Genomic DNA, 13,959 nt, shown 5'->3' with positions numbered 1-13,959 from the left:
AGCCCGTCAGCGATCAGTGAAGTCGGGAGCGCGGCGCTGTTGGAAAGCCGTTGTGCCCTCTTTGAAGTCGTGCGACACCAGCAGGCGCGACTGCCCTTCGTATTCGCGCTGCAGGGCGGGGTCCAGTTCGGTGAGCGTGGCCGCGTTGATCGCCTGCTTGGTCTTGGCGAACGCGACCGCGGGGCCCGCCAACAACCGCTTGATCACCTTGTCGGCCTCGGCCTCGAAGTCGTCCGCGGGATAGACGGCGGTGACCAGTCCACAGGACAGCGCCTCGGCGGCGGGCAGTCGCTCGGGCAGCAACGCCATCTGCATCGCCCGGATCCGGCCGATCGCGGCCGCGATCAACGCCGACGCGCCCCCGTCGGGCATCAACCCGATCTTGGTGAATGCGAGCATGAAAAACGCTTTGTCGGAAGCCAATACGACGTCACAGGCCAGCGCGAGGGACACACCCACGCCGGCCGCCGGCCCCTGGACGACGGCGATCACCGGGTGTGGCACCGCCGCGATGGCCCGCACCAGCCGGTTGATCTCCAGCACGATCTCGTCCGGCGGGACCCCGCCGCTGCCCGACATGTCGTCGGCGCTGATGCCCGCCCCGGAGCAGAAGCCGCGGCCGGCCCCGCCGAGGCGCACCACCCTGACGTCGGGGTCGGTGGCCGCGCGTTCCATCGCGTCGGCGATGCCGGTGATCACCGGGATCGTCAGGGAATTCAGGCTGTCGGGGCGGTTGATGGTCACCGACAGCACGCCGTCGGTCAGCGTGACGTCGAGTCCCGCGACGGGCGCGAGCGTGGCGATCCCAGAATCCGGCATGGGGCTCACCATATGTGACCGGGGTGCGTGGCCGCCGGGCGCGGCTGCGAAGATGCGAAAAGACGTCAGAGCGGACGAAAGGCTGGGTGCACCAATGGCGGGACCGCTGCAGGGATTGCGTGTTGTCGAGTTGTCCGGCATCGGGCCCGGCCCGCATGCCGCGATGATCCTGGGGGACCTCGGCGCGGACGTGGTTCGCGTCGACCGGCCCTCGGGCGCCCCGGGCGGCGTCGTGAAGGACTCCATGAGCCGCAACCGGCGCATCGTCACGGCCGACCTCAAGTCCGACGAGGGCCGCGAAAGCGTGCTCAGGCTGGTCGCCAAAGCCGACGTGCTGATCGAGGGCTACCGGCCCGGGGTCACCGAGCGGCTCGGCCTGGGCCCCGAGGACTGCGCGAAGGTCAACGACCGGCTGGTCTACGCCCGCATGACCGGCTGGGGCCAGACCGGCCCGCGCAGCCAGCAGGCCGGCCACGACATCAACTACATCTCGCTGAACGGCATCCTGCACGCCATCGGCCGGGCCAACGAGCGGCCGGTGCCCCCGCTCAACCTCGTCGGCGACTTCGGCGGGGGCTCGATGTTCTTGCTGGTCGGCATCCTGTCCGCGCTGTGGGAGCGGCAGAGCTCGGGCAAGGGTCAGGTCGTCGACGCCGCCATGGTCGACGGCTCCAGCGTGCTGATCCAGATGATGTGGCAGATGCGCTCCTCCGGCATGTGGACCGACGTGCGCGGCACCAACATGCTCGACGGCGGCGCGCCCTACTACGACACCTACGAGTGCGCCGACGGCCGGTACGTCGCCGTCGGCGCCATCGAGCCGCAGTTCTACGCGGCCATGCTGGCCGGGCTGGGTCTGGACGCCGCCAACCTGCCGCCGCAGAACGACGCCGCCCGCTGGCCCGAACTGCGGGCGGTGCTGACCGAGACGTTCGCCAGCCGCGACCGCGACCACTGGGCCAAGGTGTTCGCCGACTCGGACGCCTGCGTAACGCCGGTGCTGGCCTTCGGCGAGGTGCAGACCGAGCCGCACATCACCGAGCGCGACACCTTCTACGAGGTGAACGGGGGCCTGCAGCCGTTGCCGGCGCCGCGGTTCTCCCGCACGTCGCCGGAGACCCCCCGCCCGGCGGAGCCGATGGCCGACGTCGAATCGGTGCTGGCGGACTGGGTATAGTCGCCAACCAACTGGTTGGCTGGACGAGAGGGGAAGGACCCGCATGGAGATCAAGGACGCCGTAGCCGTCGTCACCGGGGGCGCGTCGGGGTTGGGCCTGGCGACCACCAAGCGGCTGCTCGACGCCGGGGCGCAGGTGGTGGTGCTGGACCTGCGGGGTGAGGATGCGGTCCGCGAGCTGGGGGAGCGCGCCCGCTTCGTGGAGGCCGACGTCACCGACGAGGCCGCGGTCGCCATTGCGCTCGACGTGGCGGAATCGCTGGGGCCGCTGCGCATCAACGTCAACTGCGCCGGCATCGGCAACGCCATTAAGACGCTGTCCAAGGACGGCCCGTTTCCGCTGGCGGGTTTCAAGAAGGTGGTCGAGGTCAACCTGATCGGCACCTTCAACGTGCTGCGGCTGGCCGCCGAGCGCATCGCCAAGACCGAACCGCTCGGTGAGGAGCGCGGCGTCATCGTCAACACCGCCTCCGTCGCCGCGTTCGACGGCCAGATCGGCCAGGCCGCCTACTCGGCGTCCAAGGGCGGCGTGGTCGGCATGACGCTGCCGATCGCCCGCGACCTCGCGCGCGAGCTCATCCGCGTGGTGACCATCGCGCCGGGGCTGTTCAAGACCCCGCTGCTGGGTTCGCTGCCCGAGGAGGCGCAGAAGTCGCTGGGCAAGCAGGTGCCGCACCCGGCCCGGCTCGGTGACCCCGACGAATACGGGGCGCTCGCGGTGCACATCATCGAGAACCCGATGCTCAACGGGGAAGTCATTCGCCTCGACGGCGCCATCCGCATGGCGCCCCGCTAAGGCGGCGAAACGAAAACCCCCCGCGGTGCGCGGGGGGTTTTCGCCTTAAGCAAGATCAATCGCTATCGACGGAACCATCGGGTGATCGCGGGTTCGGCCATCAGCAGCCGTGCTAGCACGCTCATGGGCGGTCAGCTTGCCGTCGGCAGCGTGTGCTGGTCTTCGAACTGCTCGGAGGTCTCACCTTCCACCAGCACGTCGCCGTGGTAGAGGGCCTCAAAGTCAGCCTTGATGACGTCTGCGCTCGAGTCGTCGATCCACATGTCTATGAGCGTATGGGCCACCTCTAAGGAATCCGTGAGTCACGATTCGGAAAATGGTGGCAATTTACTCGCCGGTAGGTTCTGCGGGCGTCATGCCTCGGATCGGCGGCCTTGGACAGGTTCCCAACGGTTTGAACCATCCGGCCGCGGGCAGCCGTGATTATGGATAGTGTTGTTTGACACCTGTCAGTTATCGCTGATAAGTTACCGCCCAGTCAGTGGCGGCGCAGCGTGACCGGCACGGCGGCGGGAGGACCGGGGACATGCTGCAAGCGATCGCGCGATTGGCCATAGCGGCGCCACGACGAATAATCGCGATCGCGGTCCTGGTCTTCATCGGCGCGGCGGTGTTCGGCATTCCCGTCGCCAAGAGCCTGTCACCCGGGGGCTTTCAAGATCCGAACTCGGAATCGGCCCACGCCATCCAAATCCTGACCGACAAGTTCGGGCAGAGCGGCCAGCAGATGCTGGTCATGGTGACATCGCCCGCGGGCGCCCAGAGCGACCAGGCGCGCAAGGTCGGCACCGATCTCGTCGGCGACCTGCACAGTTCGTCGCTGGTCTACAACGTGACCTCGGCCTGGACCGCTCCGCCGCAGGCGGCCGCCGACCTGATCAGCAAGGACGGCAAGTCGGGGCTGATCGTCATCAACCTCAAGGGCGGCGAGAACTACGCGCAGAGCAACGCCCAAACCCTTGCGGACCAATTCGTCCACGACCGTGACGGCGTCAGCGTCCGCGCCGGCGGCCCGGCGATGCAGTACGCCCAGATCAACAAGCAGAACCAGGAAGACCTCGTGGTCATGGAGATGATCGCGCTGCCGCTGAGCTTCCTGGTGCTGATCTGGGTGTTCGGTGGGCTGATGGCCGCGGCGCTGCCGATGGCCCTCGGCGCGCTGGCCGTCGTCGGTTCGATGACGGTGTTGCGGCTCATCACGTTCACCACCGAGGTGTCGATCTTCGCCCTCAACCTCAGCACCGCCCTGGGCCTGGCGCTGGCGATCGACTACACCTTGCTCATCGTCAGCCGATACCGCGACGAGCTGGCCGAGGGCAGCGACCGACACGAGGCGCTGATCCGGACCATGGCTACGTCGGGCCGCACCGTGCTGTTCTCCGCGGTCACCGTGGCGTTGTCGATGTCGGCAACGGTGGCGTTCCCCATGTACTTCCTGAAGTCCTTCGCCTACGCCGGCGTGGCCACCGTGGCCTTCGTCGCCACCGCGTCCATCGTGGTGACCCCGGCCGCGATCGTGCTGCTGGGCGACCGGCTGGACGCGCTGGACGTGCGCCGGCTGATCCGGCACGCCCTGCGCCGGCCCGACCCGTTGCACCGGCCGGTCGAGCAGTGGTTCTGGTACCGCTCGAGCAAGTTCGTGATGCGACGTTGGGCGCCGATCGGCCTGACCGTCATGGCGGTGCTGCTATTGCTGGGGCTGCCCTTCATCTCGGTGAAATGGGGCTTCCCCGACGACCGGGTGCTGCCCCGTTCGGCGTCGTCTCACCAGGTCGGCGACGAGTTGCGCAACGGGTTCGCGCACGATTCCGCGACCGCGGTGCCCGTCGTCGTCCGTGACGTCCGCGGCCTGAACCCAACGGACTTGGACAAGTACGCCGCCGCCTTGTCGCGGGTTCCCGACGTATCGGGCGTATCGGCGCCGGGCGGGACCTTCGTGAACGGAAACCCGGTGGGACCACCGGCCGCGGCCACCGGGCTGGTCGGCGGCAGCGCGTTTTTGACCGTCAACAGCACGGCGCCGCTATTCACCCAGGCCAATGACGCTCAGCTCAAGCGGTTGCACGAGGTGCCCGGGCCGGGCGGCCGATCCGTCGAAATGGGCGGTGTCGCGCAGATCAACCGGGACAGCGTCGACGCGGTGACCGACCGGCTTCCGCTGGTGCTGGGGCTGATGGCCGCCGTCACGTTCGTGTTGCTGTTCTTGCTCACCGGCAGCGTGGTGCTGCCGGTGAAGGCGCTGGTGTGCAACGTGCTATCGCTGAGCGCGGCGTTCGGATCGCTGGTGTGGATTTTCCAGGACGGCCACCTCGGCGCGCTCGGCACCACCCCCAGCGGAACGCTGGTGGCCAACATGCCAGTGCTGTTGTTCTGCATAGCCTTTGGGCTGTCGATGGACTACGAGGTGTTCCTGATGTCCCGCATCCGGGAGTACTGGCTGGAGTACCGACCGGAGAACCCGACCGCGAAAGAGGCGCACGCGGCCAACGACGAAGCGGTGGCGCACGGCGTCGCCCGCACCGGACGGGTGATCACCGCGGCCGCGCTGGTGATGTCGATGTCGTTCGCCGCGCTGATCGCCGCGCACGTGTCCTTCATGCGGATGTTCGGCCTCGGCCTCGTGCTCGCCGTGTTCGCCGACGCCACCCTGGTGCGGATGGTCCTGGTCCCGGCGTTCATGCACGTGATGGGCCGCTGGAACTGGTGGGCGCCAAAGCCTTTGGAGTGGCTGCATGAGCGGTTCGGCATCAGCGAGGCGCCCTCGGAAATCGCGCTGCACCCCGAACCGGCCGAGGAGCCGGTGCAGCACAACGGGCGCCCGATCCAGGAATCGGTGACCCACATTGGTTGACGTGTCGGCCGAAGGTCTGCGTCGAGCCAGGGCCCCTCGCGGCTCCGGCGAGCGCCTGCACGACGAGATCCTGGACGCGACCACCGAGCTGCTGTTGGAAACCGGGCACGCCCGGTCGGTGTCGATTCGTGCGGTGGCACAACGCGTCGGTGTCACGCCGCCGTCGATCTATCTGCATTTCGCGGACAAAGATGCCCTGCTGGACGCGGTGTGCGCGCGCTACTTCGAGAGGCTGGATCCCGAAATGCGGCGCCTGGCCGCCGAGCACACCTCCGCGGTGGCGGTGCTGCGCGCGCAGGGGCTGGCCTATGTCCGGCTCGCGATCCAGACGCCGGAGTTGTACCGGATCGCCACGATGGGCGAGTGGCGGTCCGGGAGCGGCGTAGACGCCACGCTGAGCAACTCGGCGTTCAAGCACATCCGCGCCACCGTGCAGCGGCTGATGGATGACGGCACCTACCGTCCCGTCGAGCCGACCACGGTCGCGTTGGAATTGTGGACCGCGCTGCACGGCGTCGCGGCCATGTTGATCGCCAAGCCGCACCTGCCGTTTGGCCACGCCGAGGCGTTTGCCGACCGGGTGCTGTCCTCCGTGTTCTGCGGGCAATTGGTAATGGGATACTGCGGCCGAGACGCCACACCCCAGATGTTGGCGGCATGGGTCGCGGCGCATCGGCCGCAGGAGGAGTCGCGGAGATGACGCAGGCAGTGGAGCGCACGATCGACAACCCGTTCTTCGCGCGCGTTTGGCCCGTCGTCGCCGCACACGAGACCGAGGCGGTTCGGACGCTTCGCCGGGAGAACGTGGCCGGGCTGTCGGGCCGGGTGCTGGAAATCGGCGCGGGCGTCGGGACGAACTTCGCCAACTATCCGCCGGGGGTCGAGCAGGTGATCGCGGTCGAGCCCGAGCCGCGGCTCAGGGCCCACGCCCGCGCCGCCGCCGAGGCCGCGCCCGTGCCGGTCGTCGTGATCGGGGAGACCGCCGAGGCGTTCAGCGACGGCGAGCTCTTCGATGCCGTGGTGTGCTCGCTGGTGTTGTGCTCGGTGCGCGACGTCCCCGGCGTGCTGCGGCACCTGTATTCGCTCCTGCGGCCGGGTGGGCAGTTGCGGTATCTCGAGCACGTGGCCAGCGCCGGCGGGCGGGGCCGGCTGCAGCGGTTCGCCGACGCGACGTTGTGGCCCAGGCTGTTCGGCAACTGCCACACCCATCGCGACACCGAGCGCGCGATCGTCGACGCCGGCTTCGAGGTGGACACCTCGCGGCGGGAGTGGACGTTGCCGGTGTGGGCGCCGCTGCCGGTTTCGGAGCTGGCGCTGGGTCGGGCGCGGCGGCCCTGATCTTTTGCGCCGAGACGGCGCTCAGCGCGTGGTTCGAGGGGTAAATCGCGATCTGTGCGCAGAGTCGGCGGCTAAGAAGAGCCAAGCAGCGCGGGCAGCCGCTGCAGCAGCTCCGGCAATGCCTGGCTCGCGCTCTCGCGGATGCTGATCGTGGCGTTCGGGGTGAGCGGTGTCGGCTCGGGGTTGACCTCCACGACGACGGTGCCGCGGGACAGCGCCAGGTCCGGCAGCCCGGCCGCCGGGTAGACGATCGCCGAGGTTCCCACCACGACCATCACGTCGGCAGCCTGAGTCGCCTCGACCGCGCGCTGCCACGGCTCGTCGGGCAGCGGCTCGCCGAACCACACGATGTCCGGCCGGATCAGGCCGCCGCAGTGGCACACCGGTGGTTCGACCTCCACCGCCGGTTCGGCCATTCGGGGTAACGGCCCGGTGTAGTCCATATCGCAACGGTCGCAACGGAATTCGAAGAGGCTGCCGTGCAAGTGGTGCACCGGGCTACTGCCGGCGCGCTCGTGCAGGTCGTCGACGTTCTGGGTGACGACGGTGACCTCGGCGTGGTCCTGCCAGGCGGCGATCGCGCGGTGTCCGGCGTTGGGTTCGACGTCGGCCACCAGGTAGTGGCGCCACAGATACCAGCCCCAGACTCGTTCGGGGTTGTTGCGCCACCCTTGCGTGCTGGACAGCTCGTAGGGATCGAAGCGGGCCCACAATCCGTTCTTGTCGTCCCGGAATGTCGGCACGCCGCTCTCCGCGGAGATCCCCGCGCCGCTGAGCACAGTTACTCGCATCCCACAAAGATAGTCGTGCTTGGGACATACTGAAGATGTGGAGCTGCGGGATTGGCTGAAGGTCGACGTCAAGGCGGGCAAACCGCTGTTCGACCAGCTCAGAACCCAGGTCATCGACGGGGTCCGGGCGGGTGCCTTGCCGCCCGGATCCCGGCTCCCCACGGTGCGTGATTTGGCGGGCCAGCTCGGGGTCGCGGCAAACACGGTGGCGCGGGCCTACCGCGAGCTCGAGTCGGCGGCGATCGTCGAAACGCGCGGGCGCTTCGGCACTTTCATCTCCCGCTTCGATCCGACCGACGCCGCGATGGCCGCGGCCGCCAAGGAGTATGTCGAGGTGGCCAAAGCGCTGGGCCTGACCAAGTCCGACGCGATGCGCTACCTGACCAACGTCCCCGACGATTGACGTTGGCGCGCAACGCAATCAGCGCAACACCTTATCCAGCGTGCGCAGGTTGCGGGTCGTCGTCGAGGACTTGTAGCGGGGCTTGCCCATCGTCTTGCCGATCGTGCTGTCCAGCGTGCTGCCCTTGGGAACTTGCCAATAAAGCACGCCCTCGCCGGGGGCGATCTTCTCGTCCGCGCCCTTGCCCAACTTGGCGAGCTCGTCGAGCACCGCCTCGTCGGCGACGAACGTGACGTAGGACTGGTACCCCTCGACCTCGCGCTCGAACGGGTAGGCGTCGACGACGGCGCGCACGGTATCGACGTCGTACACCAGGACCCATGCGTCGTAGCCGAACCTGTCGCGCAGCGTGGCCTCGGCGTTCTTGCGCACGGCGGCCGCCCGGGCGGAAGACTCCAGCAGCACGTTGCCGCTGGCCAAGATCGTGCGGACATTGGCGAATCCGGCCCCGGTCAACGCGCCGGCGACCTCGGCCATTTTGAGGTTGACGCCGCCGACGTTGACACCGCGCAGGAACGCCGCATATGTGGTCATGTCCCGATTCCACCACGACGTAGGCTCGGTGCATGGGACGCCAAGTCTTCGACGACAAGCTGTTGGCCGTGATCAGCGGGAACTCCCTCGGGGTGCTGGCCACCATCAAGCGCGACGGGCGCCCCCAGCTGTCGAACGTGAGCTATCACTTCGACCCGCGCGAGTTGGTGGTCCGCGTGTCGATCACCGAGCCGCGCGCCAAGACCCGCAACCTGCGCCGCGACCCGCGGGCGTCGATCCTCGTCGACGCCGACGACGGATGGTCATACGCCGTCGCCGAGGGGACGGCGGAGCTGACGCCCCCGGCCGCCGCGCCCGGCGACGACACCGTCGAGGCGCTGATTGCCTTGTATCGCAACATCGCCGGCGAGCATCCGGACTGGGACGAGTACCGGGAGGCGATGGTCACCGACCGCCGGGTGCTGATGACGCTGCGGATCTCGCACGTCTACGGCATGCCGCCGGGTAAGCGGTAAAACCACGAGCCAGGCGCGGCCGTCCAGGCTAGGCTGCCGGTATGGCCGAATCGAACCCGCAAGACGAGGACGACACGAAGCGCAAGTTCCGTGAGGCCCTGGATCGCAAGAAGGCCAAGTCGGCGGGCGCCTCGGAGCACAAAGACAGCGGCGACAAACACTCGCGCGCGCACGGTCCCGTGGAGAGCCGCCGCGAATTCCGCCGCAAGAGCGGGTAATTCGGCGCAACCCGTCAGCCGCCGGCCCGGTGCGTCCGGTCCACCAGCCGCGCGGTCAAGCCAAATTCGTCCACCAGCAGCAGCCAATCGCCGGCCGTCACCGAATAGTCGGCCGGCCGGTTCACCCGATCCGGGACGGTGCCGCGCCACGCGAACCGCGATGAGAAGTCCAGCGCGCCGCGGTGCTCCTGACATCCGATGGGCATGGGCTCCACGCCGGGAACGCGCAGGACCAGAACGGGCGACGGCGGGGGTTGCTTGTAGGACGGGCCGTATCGCCGCTGCCGGCATTTGTAGGTTTCCGGGGTCGCGGTCACCTGCGCGCGCGGGGCCGTGGCGATGACGGCATCGTTGCTCGCGTCGATCACGCGGATCGAGTCGCCGCCCACGTCGAGGGCCACCAGCGGTTGCGAGGCCGACTGCCACAGTCGTTGTTTGGCCCCGAACCCCCACGCCGACACCTGGTGGGCCAACTCCATGTTGGGATACAGCAGGCAGCGAGTCGCTTCGTCCGGTCCCGGCCGGTGCGCGCGCACGGTGCTCCGGTGGCCGACGATGGCGAGCAGCTCGTCGAAATCCGAGGCCCACAGCCACGCGTCGACGTAGCCCTGGGGCGGCTCGTCGAGCCGCGCTCCGGCGGCCACGCGATGATCCCGTCCGCCGAGAACAAAGTGCCGGGTACCGGATCGCAGGTGCAGCGCGCTGCCCATCGTCTTGGTCGTCCTGCCGTACGCCCAGAGGCCGAGCGTCGCATCGCCGAACGAGAACACACCACCGTGGCGCTTCTTGACCGTGACCTCGTCGCCCGCGACCCAGATGCGGATCTCGCCGGCGGCGTGCCACCCGACGTAGACGAGTGCGCTCACCACGAGGACGATGCCGACCACGGCGACCGTGGGCCGGTGTTCCCATCCCGCCGGGGCGTGCTCCGCGAAGTAGAAGCCGCCGTAGACCGCCGCCAACGCCACCCCCATGACGACGAAGTAGATCCAGTTGGGGCGCGCCTCGCTGGTGATCATTCGGGACATCGCTTTGGACAGCGGGAATGGGGGCTTCGCCGCGAACTGCCGCACGGCGGCCGACTCGTCCCGCACGCTCATCCCGACAGGATGCCAGCCGAGGCGGTTCAGCCCGGTGTGAACAGCCCGATCGACGGGTCGGCCTGGCCGGGCTGGCCGCGCAGGCTGCCGCGGGTGCTCGGGTGTCCGAAGTTCACTTCGGACGGGTCCTTCTGGTACGCCCAATCCGCCACGATCGTGCGGTGGCTGAACTTCCAGGCGCCGTCGTGTTTGAGGTACCGGTCCAGATACCGGCCGCCGATGATCACGTCGATGTCGTGATCGGGGCCGGCGAAGGTGTGGAATACCAGGCAGTAGATCTCGCCGCGGGCCGTGTCGCCCTCGACCACGAAATTCGTTGTGGTGACGTTGTGTTGGGAGACGCGCACATACGGTTCGGCGGCCCGTAGTTGCTCGATGAACTGTTCGACGCCGCCCGTCGAGAACGAGCCGTGCGAGTCGGTCGCGTCGGGGTGGTACAGGCCGCGGAGCGCTTCGTAGTCGGCGCGGTCGACGGCCCGGCAGTAGGCGGTCACGAGCTGATGAAGTTCGTCCCGGGCCAGCATCAGTTCCAATTTGGCCTCATCCACCACCACGCCACGATAGCCCGGGCGCTAAAGTCGGCGTATGTCGAAGCTCTGCCTGGCGCAGGAGCCCGAGGCCGACGCGCTGCTCGAAGACGACCCGTTCGCATTGCTGGTCGGCATGCTGCTGGACCAACAGGTGCCGTTCGAGACGGCCTTCGCCGGCCCGAAGAAGATCGCGGACCGGATGGGCGGCCTGGACGCGGCGACGATCGCCGACTACGACCCGGAGAAGTTCGCCGCGCTGTGCTCGGAAAGGCCTGCGGTGCACCGCTTCCCGGGATCGATGGCAAAGCGCATCCAGGCCCTGGCGCAGATCATCGTGGACCGCTACGACGGCGACGCCGCGGGGCTGTGGACGGCCGGCAAGCCCGACGGACACGAGCTGCTGCGCCGGCTCAAGGGGCTGCCCGGTTTCGGCGAGCAGAAGGCGAAGATCTTCCTGGCGCTGCTCGGCAAGCAGTACGGCGTGACGCCGACGGGCTGGCGCGACGCGGCCGGGGACTTCGGCAAGCGTGGAACGCACCTGTCCGTCGCCGACATCGTCGACGCACAGTCCCTCGGGAAGGTGCGTTCGTATAAAAAGCAGATGAAGGCAGCAGCGAAGGGAAAGGCGGCAACGTGAAGACACACATAACGTGTCCCTGCGGCGAAGCCATCGCCGGCAAGGATGAGGACGAGCTGGTCGAGCTCACCCAGGCTCACCTCGCCAGCGCCCACCCGGGCCTCGAGTACGACCGGGACGCCATCCTCTTCATGGCGTACTAGCTAGCCGCCGTCGGTGGCCGACAGCTGACGCAGGACGCTTAGGAACACGCGGCGATCGTCGGCCGACAGCCGCCCGAGCCAGCGCTCTTCGCCGCGCTGGATGTCTTGCTGCGCAGCATCTTTCACGGCCCGGCCCGCCTCGGTGAGCGCGAGCAGCCGCACGCGCCGGTCGTCCGGGTCGGGCCGGCGTTCGATGTAGCCCCGATCCTGCAAGTCGTCGAGGGTGGGGATGATGCGCGTCTTGTCGGCGCCGATCGCCTCCGCGAGAGCGGCTTGGCTGCGCACCGGCGCGCGATCGAGCGCGCTCAGCACGATGTAGCCCCACATCGACAATCCATGCGCCTCGAGCGCGGGCGCCTCGGCCGCCATCATCTCGCGAACCAGCGGCGCCATCATCGCCGCGAGATCGGGACGCCTCGTCGCCATGCAGGAAGCGTAGCGTTGACATATAATATGCGGTTGCATACGATCTACAAATGCATACTATTTCCGACGTTCGACCGTTCCACCGCCTCGCCGTGCAGGCGTCCGTCGACGTTGTCGCGGCCGTCACCCGCGACGATCTGCACCGCCCGACGCCCTGCGCGGGCTGGAACCTGCTGGACCTGCTCGCCCACATGACCGCGCAGCACCATGGGTTCGCGGCCGCGGCGCGGGGCCACGGCGCGAACGAGGCCGTTTGGGCGCCCGGCCGCGTCCGTGCCGCCGTCGCGGCCGATCCCGGCGGCAGCTACGCCAGGGCCGCCGCCGACGTGCTCGATGCGTTCGCCGCCGACGGGGTGCTCGACGCGAGTTTTGCGTTGCCCGAATTCGGCCCCAGGGCGGCCTTCCCGGGCGCGATCGCGATCGGCTTCCACTTCGTTGACTACGTGGTGCACGGCTGGGACGTCGCGCGGAGCATCGGCGCCGACCTGGCGCTGTCGGACGACGTGGTGGCCGCCGTGCTACCGCTGGTGTTCTTCGTTCCCGACGGTGACTACCGCACGACCGACGGCGCCCCGTTCGGCCCGGCCCTCACCGCGTCCGACGGCGCGAGCGACCTCGACCGCATTCTCAGCCACCTCGGCCGCTCGCCCGGCTGGAAAGCCTAGGGCACCACAGTCGAGCCGATCGTGGGCATGAACTGGCACTGCTTTTCCTTGGTGGTGACCTGCCCGAAGATCGTCGACATGATGCTGCCGGAACCGGTGTCGACGATCGCCGTCAGCGTCGTGGGGCCGTCGCCGTTGATGTCGGTGCGTGGCTTGAGCGCGACCGTCCCCGACTTGCCGGTGGTCAGGTTCACCCAGGTGACGTTCAGCGGCAGCTTCTGCACCTCGGCGGGTCCGGGCGTGCCGACGGCGGTGAACACGTAGGCGGTCTGGCCCGGCCCGGGTCCCGGCGTCGGGATCTTGGCCGGCCCCGCCACCGACAGTGCGGTCGCGATCGAACTGCTGCCGTCCGCAAGGCAATTCGTGCCGATCGAGGGATACATGAAGTCCTGCGTGGGCGGGGCGTCAGGCCCCAACCCCGGCGCGGGAGCCGGTGCGGGCGCGGGTGCGGCGTCCGGGGCGGGGGCCGGTGCCGCGGCGGGTGCCGGTGCTGCGGCGGCTGCCGGCGGCGGGACGGCGGCCGCGACGGGCTCGGTGCCCGGAGTGGCGGCCGGCGGCGTGGCGGCAGACGGGGCGGCCTGGGGTGCCGTAACGGGCCCCGGGCCCGCCGCGCGAGCCGGATCGATGCCCGGCGGCAGGTGCGACTGCAGCCCGGGCTCGATGCCCAGCGGAGGCACGTGCTGCGCCGGCGCGGTCTCCGGCGCACCCGGCTCGGCCACGAACTTATTCACCGACGCCGCAACGTTTTTGGATTCGGCGGGCGCGGTCGGATTGTGGGTGAACGCCTGAGCGGCCGCCATCAGCAGCTGTGTGGCCTGCCCGGGATTGCTTGCCGCCTGCTGGATTATGGGGCTCAGCTCCGACAAAGCGGGCAGGCCCGGCAGCTGCTGGGTCGAGTTCGCCTGCGGTGTCGGCTGCGGCGCCGCCGGGTCGGCCACCGCGCTCGGGCAGAACCCGAACGCGGCGGCCGACGCCGTGACGACAGCGGCCAAACCCTTGGACAGATTGCGAGTGCTTACCACGATGCCCTCCGGTCTAGGTTGTGGGTTTGCTGT

Annotated in this window: 19 protein-coding genes; 11 read left to right on the top strand and 8 right to left on the bottom strand. The window is 68.9% G+C overall.

Translation table 11 applies throughout. The annotated features are described in order from the left end of the window. Positions 1 to 6: 6 nt before the first annotated feature. On the bottom strand, positions 7 to 819 hold the full coding sequence (locus A5655_RS19060) for an enoyl-CoA hydratase (protein ID WP_067012692.1): 813 nt from the start codon (positions 817 to 819) through the stop codon (positions 7 to 9). A gap of 94 nt (positions 820 to 913) precedes the next feature. Between A5655_RS19060 and A5655_RS19055 the strand changes: the two genes are divergently transcribed. Beyond that, the gene (locus A5655_RS19055) at positions 914 to 1,996 is read left to right on the top strand and encodes a CaiB/BaiF CoA-transferase family protein (RefSeq protein WP_067012608.1); all 1,083 of its coding nucleotides are present in this window, start codon (positions 914 to 916) and stop codon (positions 1,994 to 1,996) included. Between the two features lie 43 nt (positions 1,997 to 2,039). Beyond that, positions 2,040 to 2,792 carry a 3-hydroxyacyl-CoA dehydrogenase gene (locus A5655_RS19050; RefSeq protein ID WP_067012606.1) on the top strand — a complete coding sequence of 251 codons (753 nt, stop codon included), beginning with the start codon at positions 2,040 to 2,042 and terminating at the stop codon, positions 2,790 to 2,792. A gap of 131 nt (positions 2,793 to 2,923) precedes the next feature. On the opposite strand, the gene A5655_RS29145 is transcribed toward A5655_RS19050, so the two are convergent. Beyond that, positions 2,924 to 3,055, bottom strand: a complete 132-nt coding sequence (locus tag A5655_RS29145; protein WP_142282293.1) for a hypothetical protein — start codon at positions 3,053 to 3,055, stop codon at positions 2,924 to 2,926. A 263-nt stretch (positions 3,056 to 3,318) separates the two neighbouring features. Here A5655_RS29145 and A5655_RS19045 point away from each other — a divergent pair, with 263 nt between their 5' ends. The 3 genes from A5655_RS19045 to A5655_RS19035 are packed head-to-tail and all read left to right on the top strand — an operon-like array spanning position 3,319 to position 6,981. Next, positions 3,319 to 5,643 carry an MMPL family transporter gene (locus A5655_RS19045; protein WP_067012690.1) on the top strand — a complete coding sequence of 775 codons (2,325 nt, stop codon included), beginning with the start codon at positions 3,319 to 3,321 and terminating at the stop codon, positions 5,641 to 5,643. 1 nt (position 5,644) lies between these two features. Next, positions 5,645 to 6,343, top strand: a complete 699-nt coding sequence (locus A5655_RS19040; RefSeq protein WP_067012603.1) for a TetR/AcrR family transcriptional regulator — start codon at positions 5,645 to 5,647, stop codon at positions 6,341 to 6,343. Next, positions 6,340 to 6,981 (top strand): methyltransferase domain-containing protein, encoded by a 642-nt coding sequence (locus A5655_RS19035; RefSeq protein ID WP_067012601.1) that lies wholly within the window; start codon positions 6,340 to 6,342, stop codon positions 6,979 to 6,981. Before A5655_RS19040 ends, A5655_RS19035 begins: the two co-directional genes overlap by 4 nt. A gap of 71 nt (positions 6,982 to 7,052) precedes the next feature. On the opposite strand, the gene A5655_RS19030 is transcribed toward A5655_RS19035, so the two are convergent. Further along, positions 7,053 to 7,772 (bottom strand): NAD-dependent deacylase, encoded by a 720-nt coding sequence (locus A5655_RS19030; RefSeq protein WP_067012599.1) that lies wholly within the window; start codon positions 7,770 to 7,772, stop codon positions 7,053 to 7,055. 37 nt (positions 7,773 to 7,809) lie between these two features. Here A5655_RS19030 and A5655_RS19025 point away from each other — a divergent pair, with 37 nt between their 5' ends. Then, positions 7,810 to 8,175, top strand: coding sequence for a GntR family transcriptional regulator (locus A5655_RS19025; RefSeq protein ID WP_067012596.1), 366 nt, complete (start codon positions 7,810 to 7,812; stop codon positions 8,173 to 8,175). Positions 8,176 to 8,193: 18 nt separating this feature from the next. Here the strand turns inward: A5655_RS19025 and A5655_RS19020 are convergent, their stop codons facing one another. Then, positions 8,194 to 8,709, bottom strand: coding sequence for a DUF1697 domain-containing protein (locus A5655_RS19020; RefSeq protein ID WP_067012593.1), 516 nt, complete (start codon positions 8,707 to 8,709; stop codon positions 8,194 to 8,196). 32 nt (positions 8,710 to 8,741) lie between these two features. Between A5655_RS19020 and A5655_RS19015 the strand changes: the two genes are divergently transcribed. Together A5655_RS19015 and A5655_RS28345 are read left to right on the top strand one after the other, a co-directional pair. Next, positions 8,742 to 9,185: a PPOX class F420-dependent oxidoreductase gene (locus tag A5655_RS19015; RefSeq protein ID WP_067012591.1), complete on the top strand. Its 444-nt coding sequence runs from the start codon at positions 8,742 to 8,744 to the stop codon at positions 9,183 to 9,185. Between the two features lie 41 nt (positions 9,186 to 9,226). Beyond that, entirely contained in the window at positions 9,227 to 9,403 is a 177-nt protein-coding gene (locus A5655_RS28345) for a DUF5302 domain-containing protein (protein WP_197508741.1), read from the top strand. Between the two features lie 14 nt (positions 9,404 to 9,417). Here A5655_RS28345 and A5655_RS19010 read toward each other — a convergent pair whose 3' ends face one another. Beyond that, positions 9,418 to 10,503: a hypothetical protein gene (locus tag A5655_RS19010; RefSeq protein ID WP_067012589.1), complete on the bottom strand. Its 1,086-nt coding sequence runs from the start codon at positions 10,501 to 10,503 to the stop codon at positions 9,418 to 9,420. A 26-nt stretch (positions 10,504 to 10,529) separates the two neighbouring features. Continuing rightward, positions 10,530 to 11,057 carry a nuclear transport factor 2 family protein gene (locus A5655_RS19005; protein ID WP_067012587.1) on the bottom strand — a complete coding sequence of 176 codons (528 nt, stop codon included), beginning with the start codon at positions 11,055 to 11,057 and terminating at the stop codon, positions 10,530 to 10,532. Positions 11,058 to 11,088: 31 nt separating this feature from the next. On the opposite strand from A5655_RS19005, the gene A5655_RS19000 reads away from it, so the two are divergent. Together A5655_RS19000 and A5655_RS18995 are read left to right on the top strand one after the other, a co-directional pair. Continuing rightward, a complete protein-coding gene (locus tag A5655_RS19000; RefSeq protein ID WP_067012585.1) occupies positions 11,089 to 11,670 on the top strand; it encodes an HhH-GPD-type base excision DNA repair protein in 582 nt (193 codons plus the stop codon). Next, positions 11,667 to 11,813 carry a DUF1059 domain-containing protein gene (locus tag A5655_RS18995; protein WP_067012583.1) on the top strand — a complete coding sequence of 49 codons (147 nt, stop codon included), beginning with the start codon at positions 11,667 to 11,669 and terminating at the stop codon, positions 11,811 to 11,813. Before A5655_RS19000 ends, A5655_RS18995 begins: the two co-directional genes overlap by 4 nt. On the opposite strand, the gene A5655_RS18990 is transcribed toward A5655_RS18995, so the two are convergent. Next, positions 11,814 to 12,239: a MarR family winged helix-turn-helix transcriptional regulator gene (locus A5655_RS18990; RefSeq protein WP_067012581.1), complete on the bottom strand. Its 426-nt coding sequence runs from the start codon at positions 12,237 to 12,239 to the stop codon at positions 11,814 to 11,816. A 50-nt stretch (positions 12,240 to 12,289) separates the two neighbouring features. Here A5655_RS18990 and A5655_RS18985 point away from each other — a divergent pair, with 50 nt between their 5' ends. After that, the gene (locus tag A5655_RS18985) at positions 12,290 to 12,904 is read left to right on the top strand and encodes a TIGR03086 family metal-binding protein (RefSeq protein ID WP_067012579.1); all 615 of its coding nucleotides are present in this window, start codon (positions 12,290 to 12,292) and stop codon (positions 12,902 to 12,904) included. On the opposite strand, the gene A5655_RS18980 is transcribed toward A5655_RS18985, so the two are convergent. After that, positions 12,901 to 13,926, bottom strand: a complete 1,026-nt coding sequence (locus A5655_RS18980; RefSeq protein WP_067012577.1) for a hypothetical protein — start codon at positions 13,924 to 13,926, stop codon at positions 12,901 to 12,903. The two genes, A5655_RS18985 and A5655_RS18980, sit on opposite strands and share 4 nt — an antisense overlap. Between the last annotated feature and the right edge of the window lie 33 nt (positions 13,927 to 13,959).

This window comes from Mycobacterium sp. 1081908.1 (assembly GCF_001673535.1).
Taxonomy (GTDB): Bacteria; Actinomycetota; Actinomycetes; order Mycobacteriales; family Mycobacteriaceae; genus Mycobacterium.
Note: the sequence above shows the minus strand (reverse complement) of the source record. Positions and strands in the feature narration are given on the sequence as shown.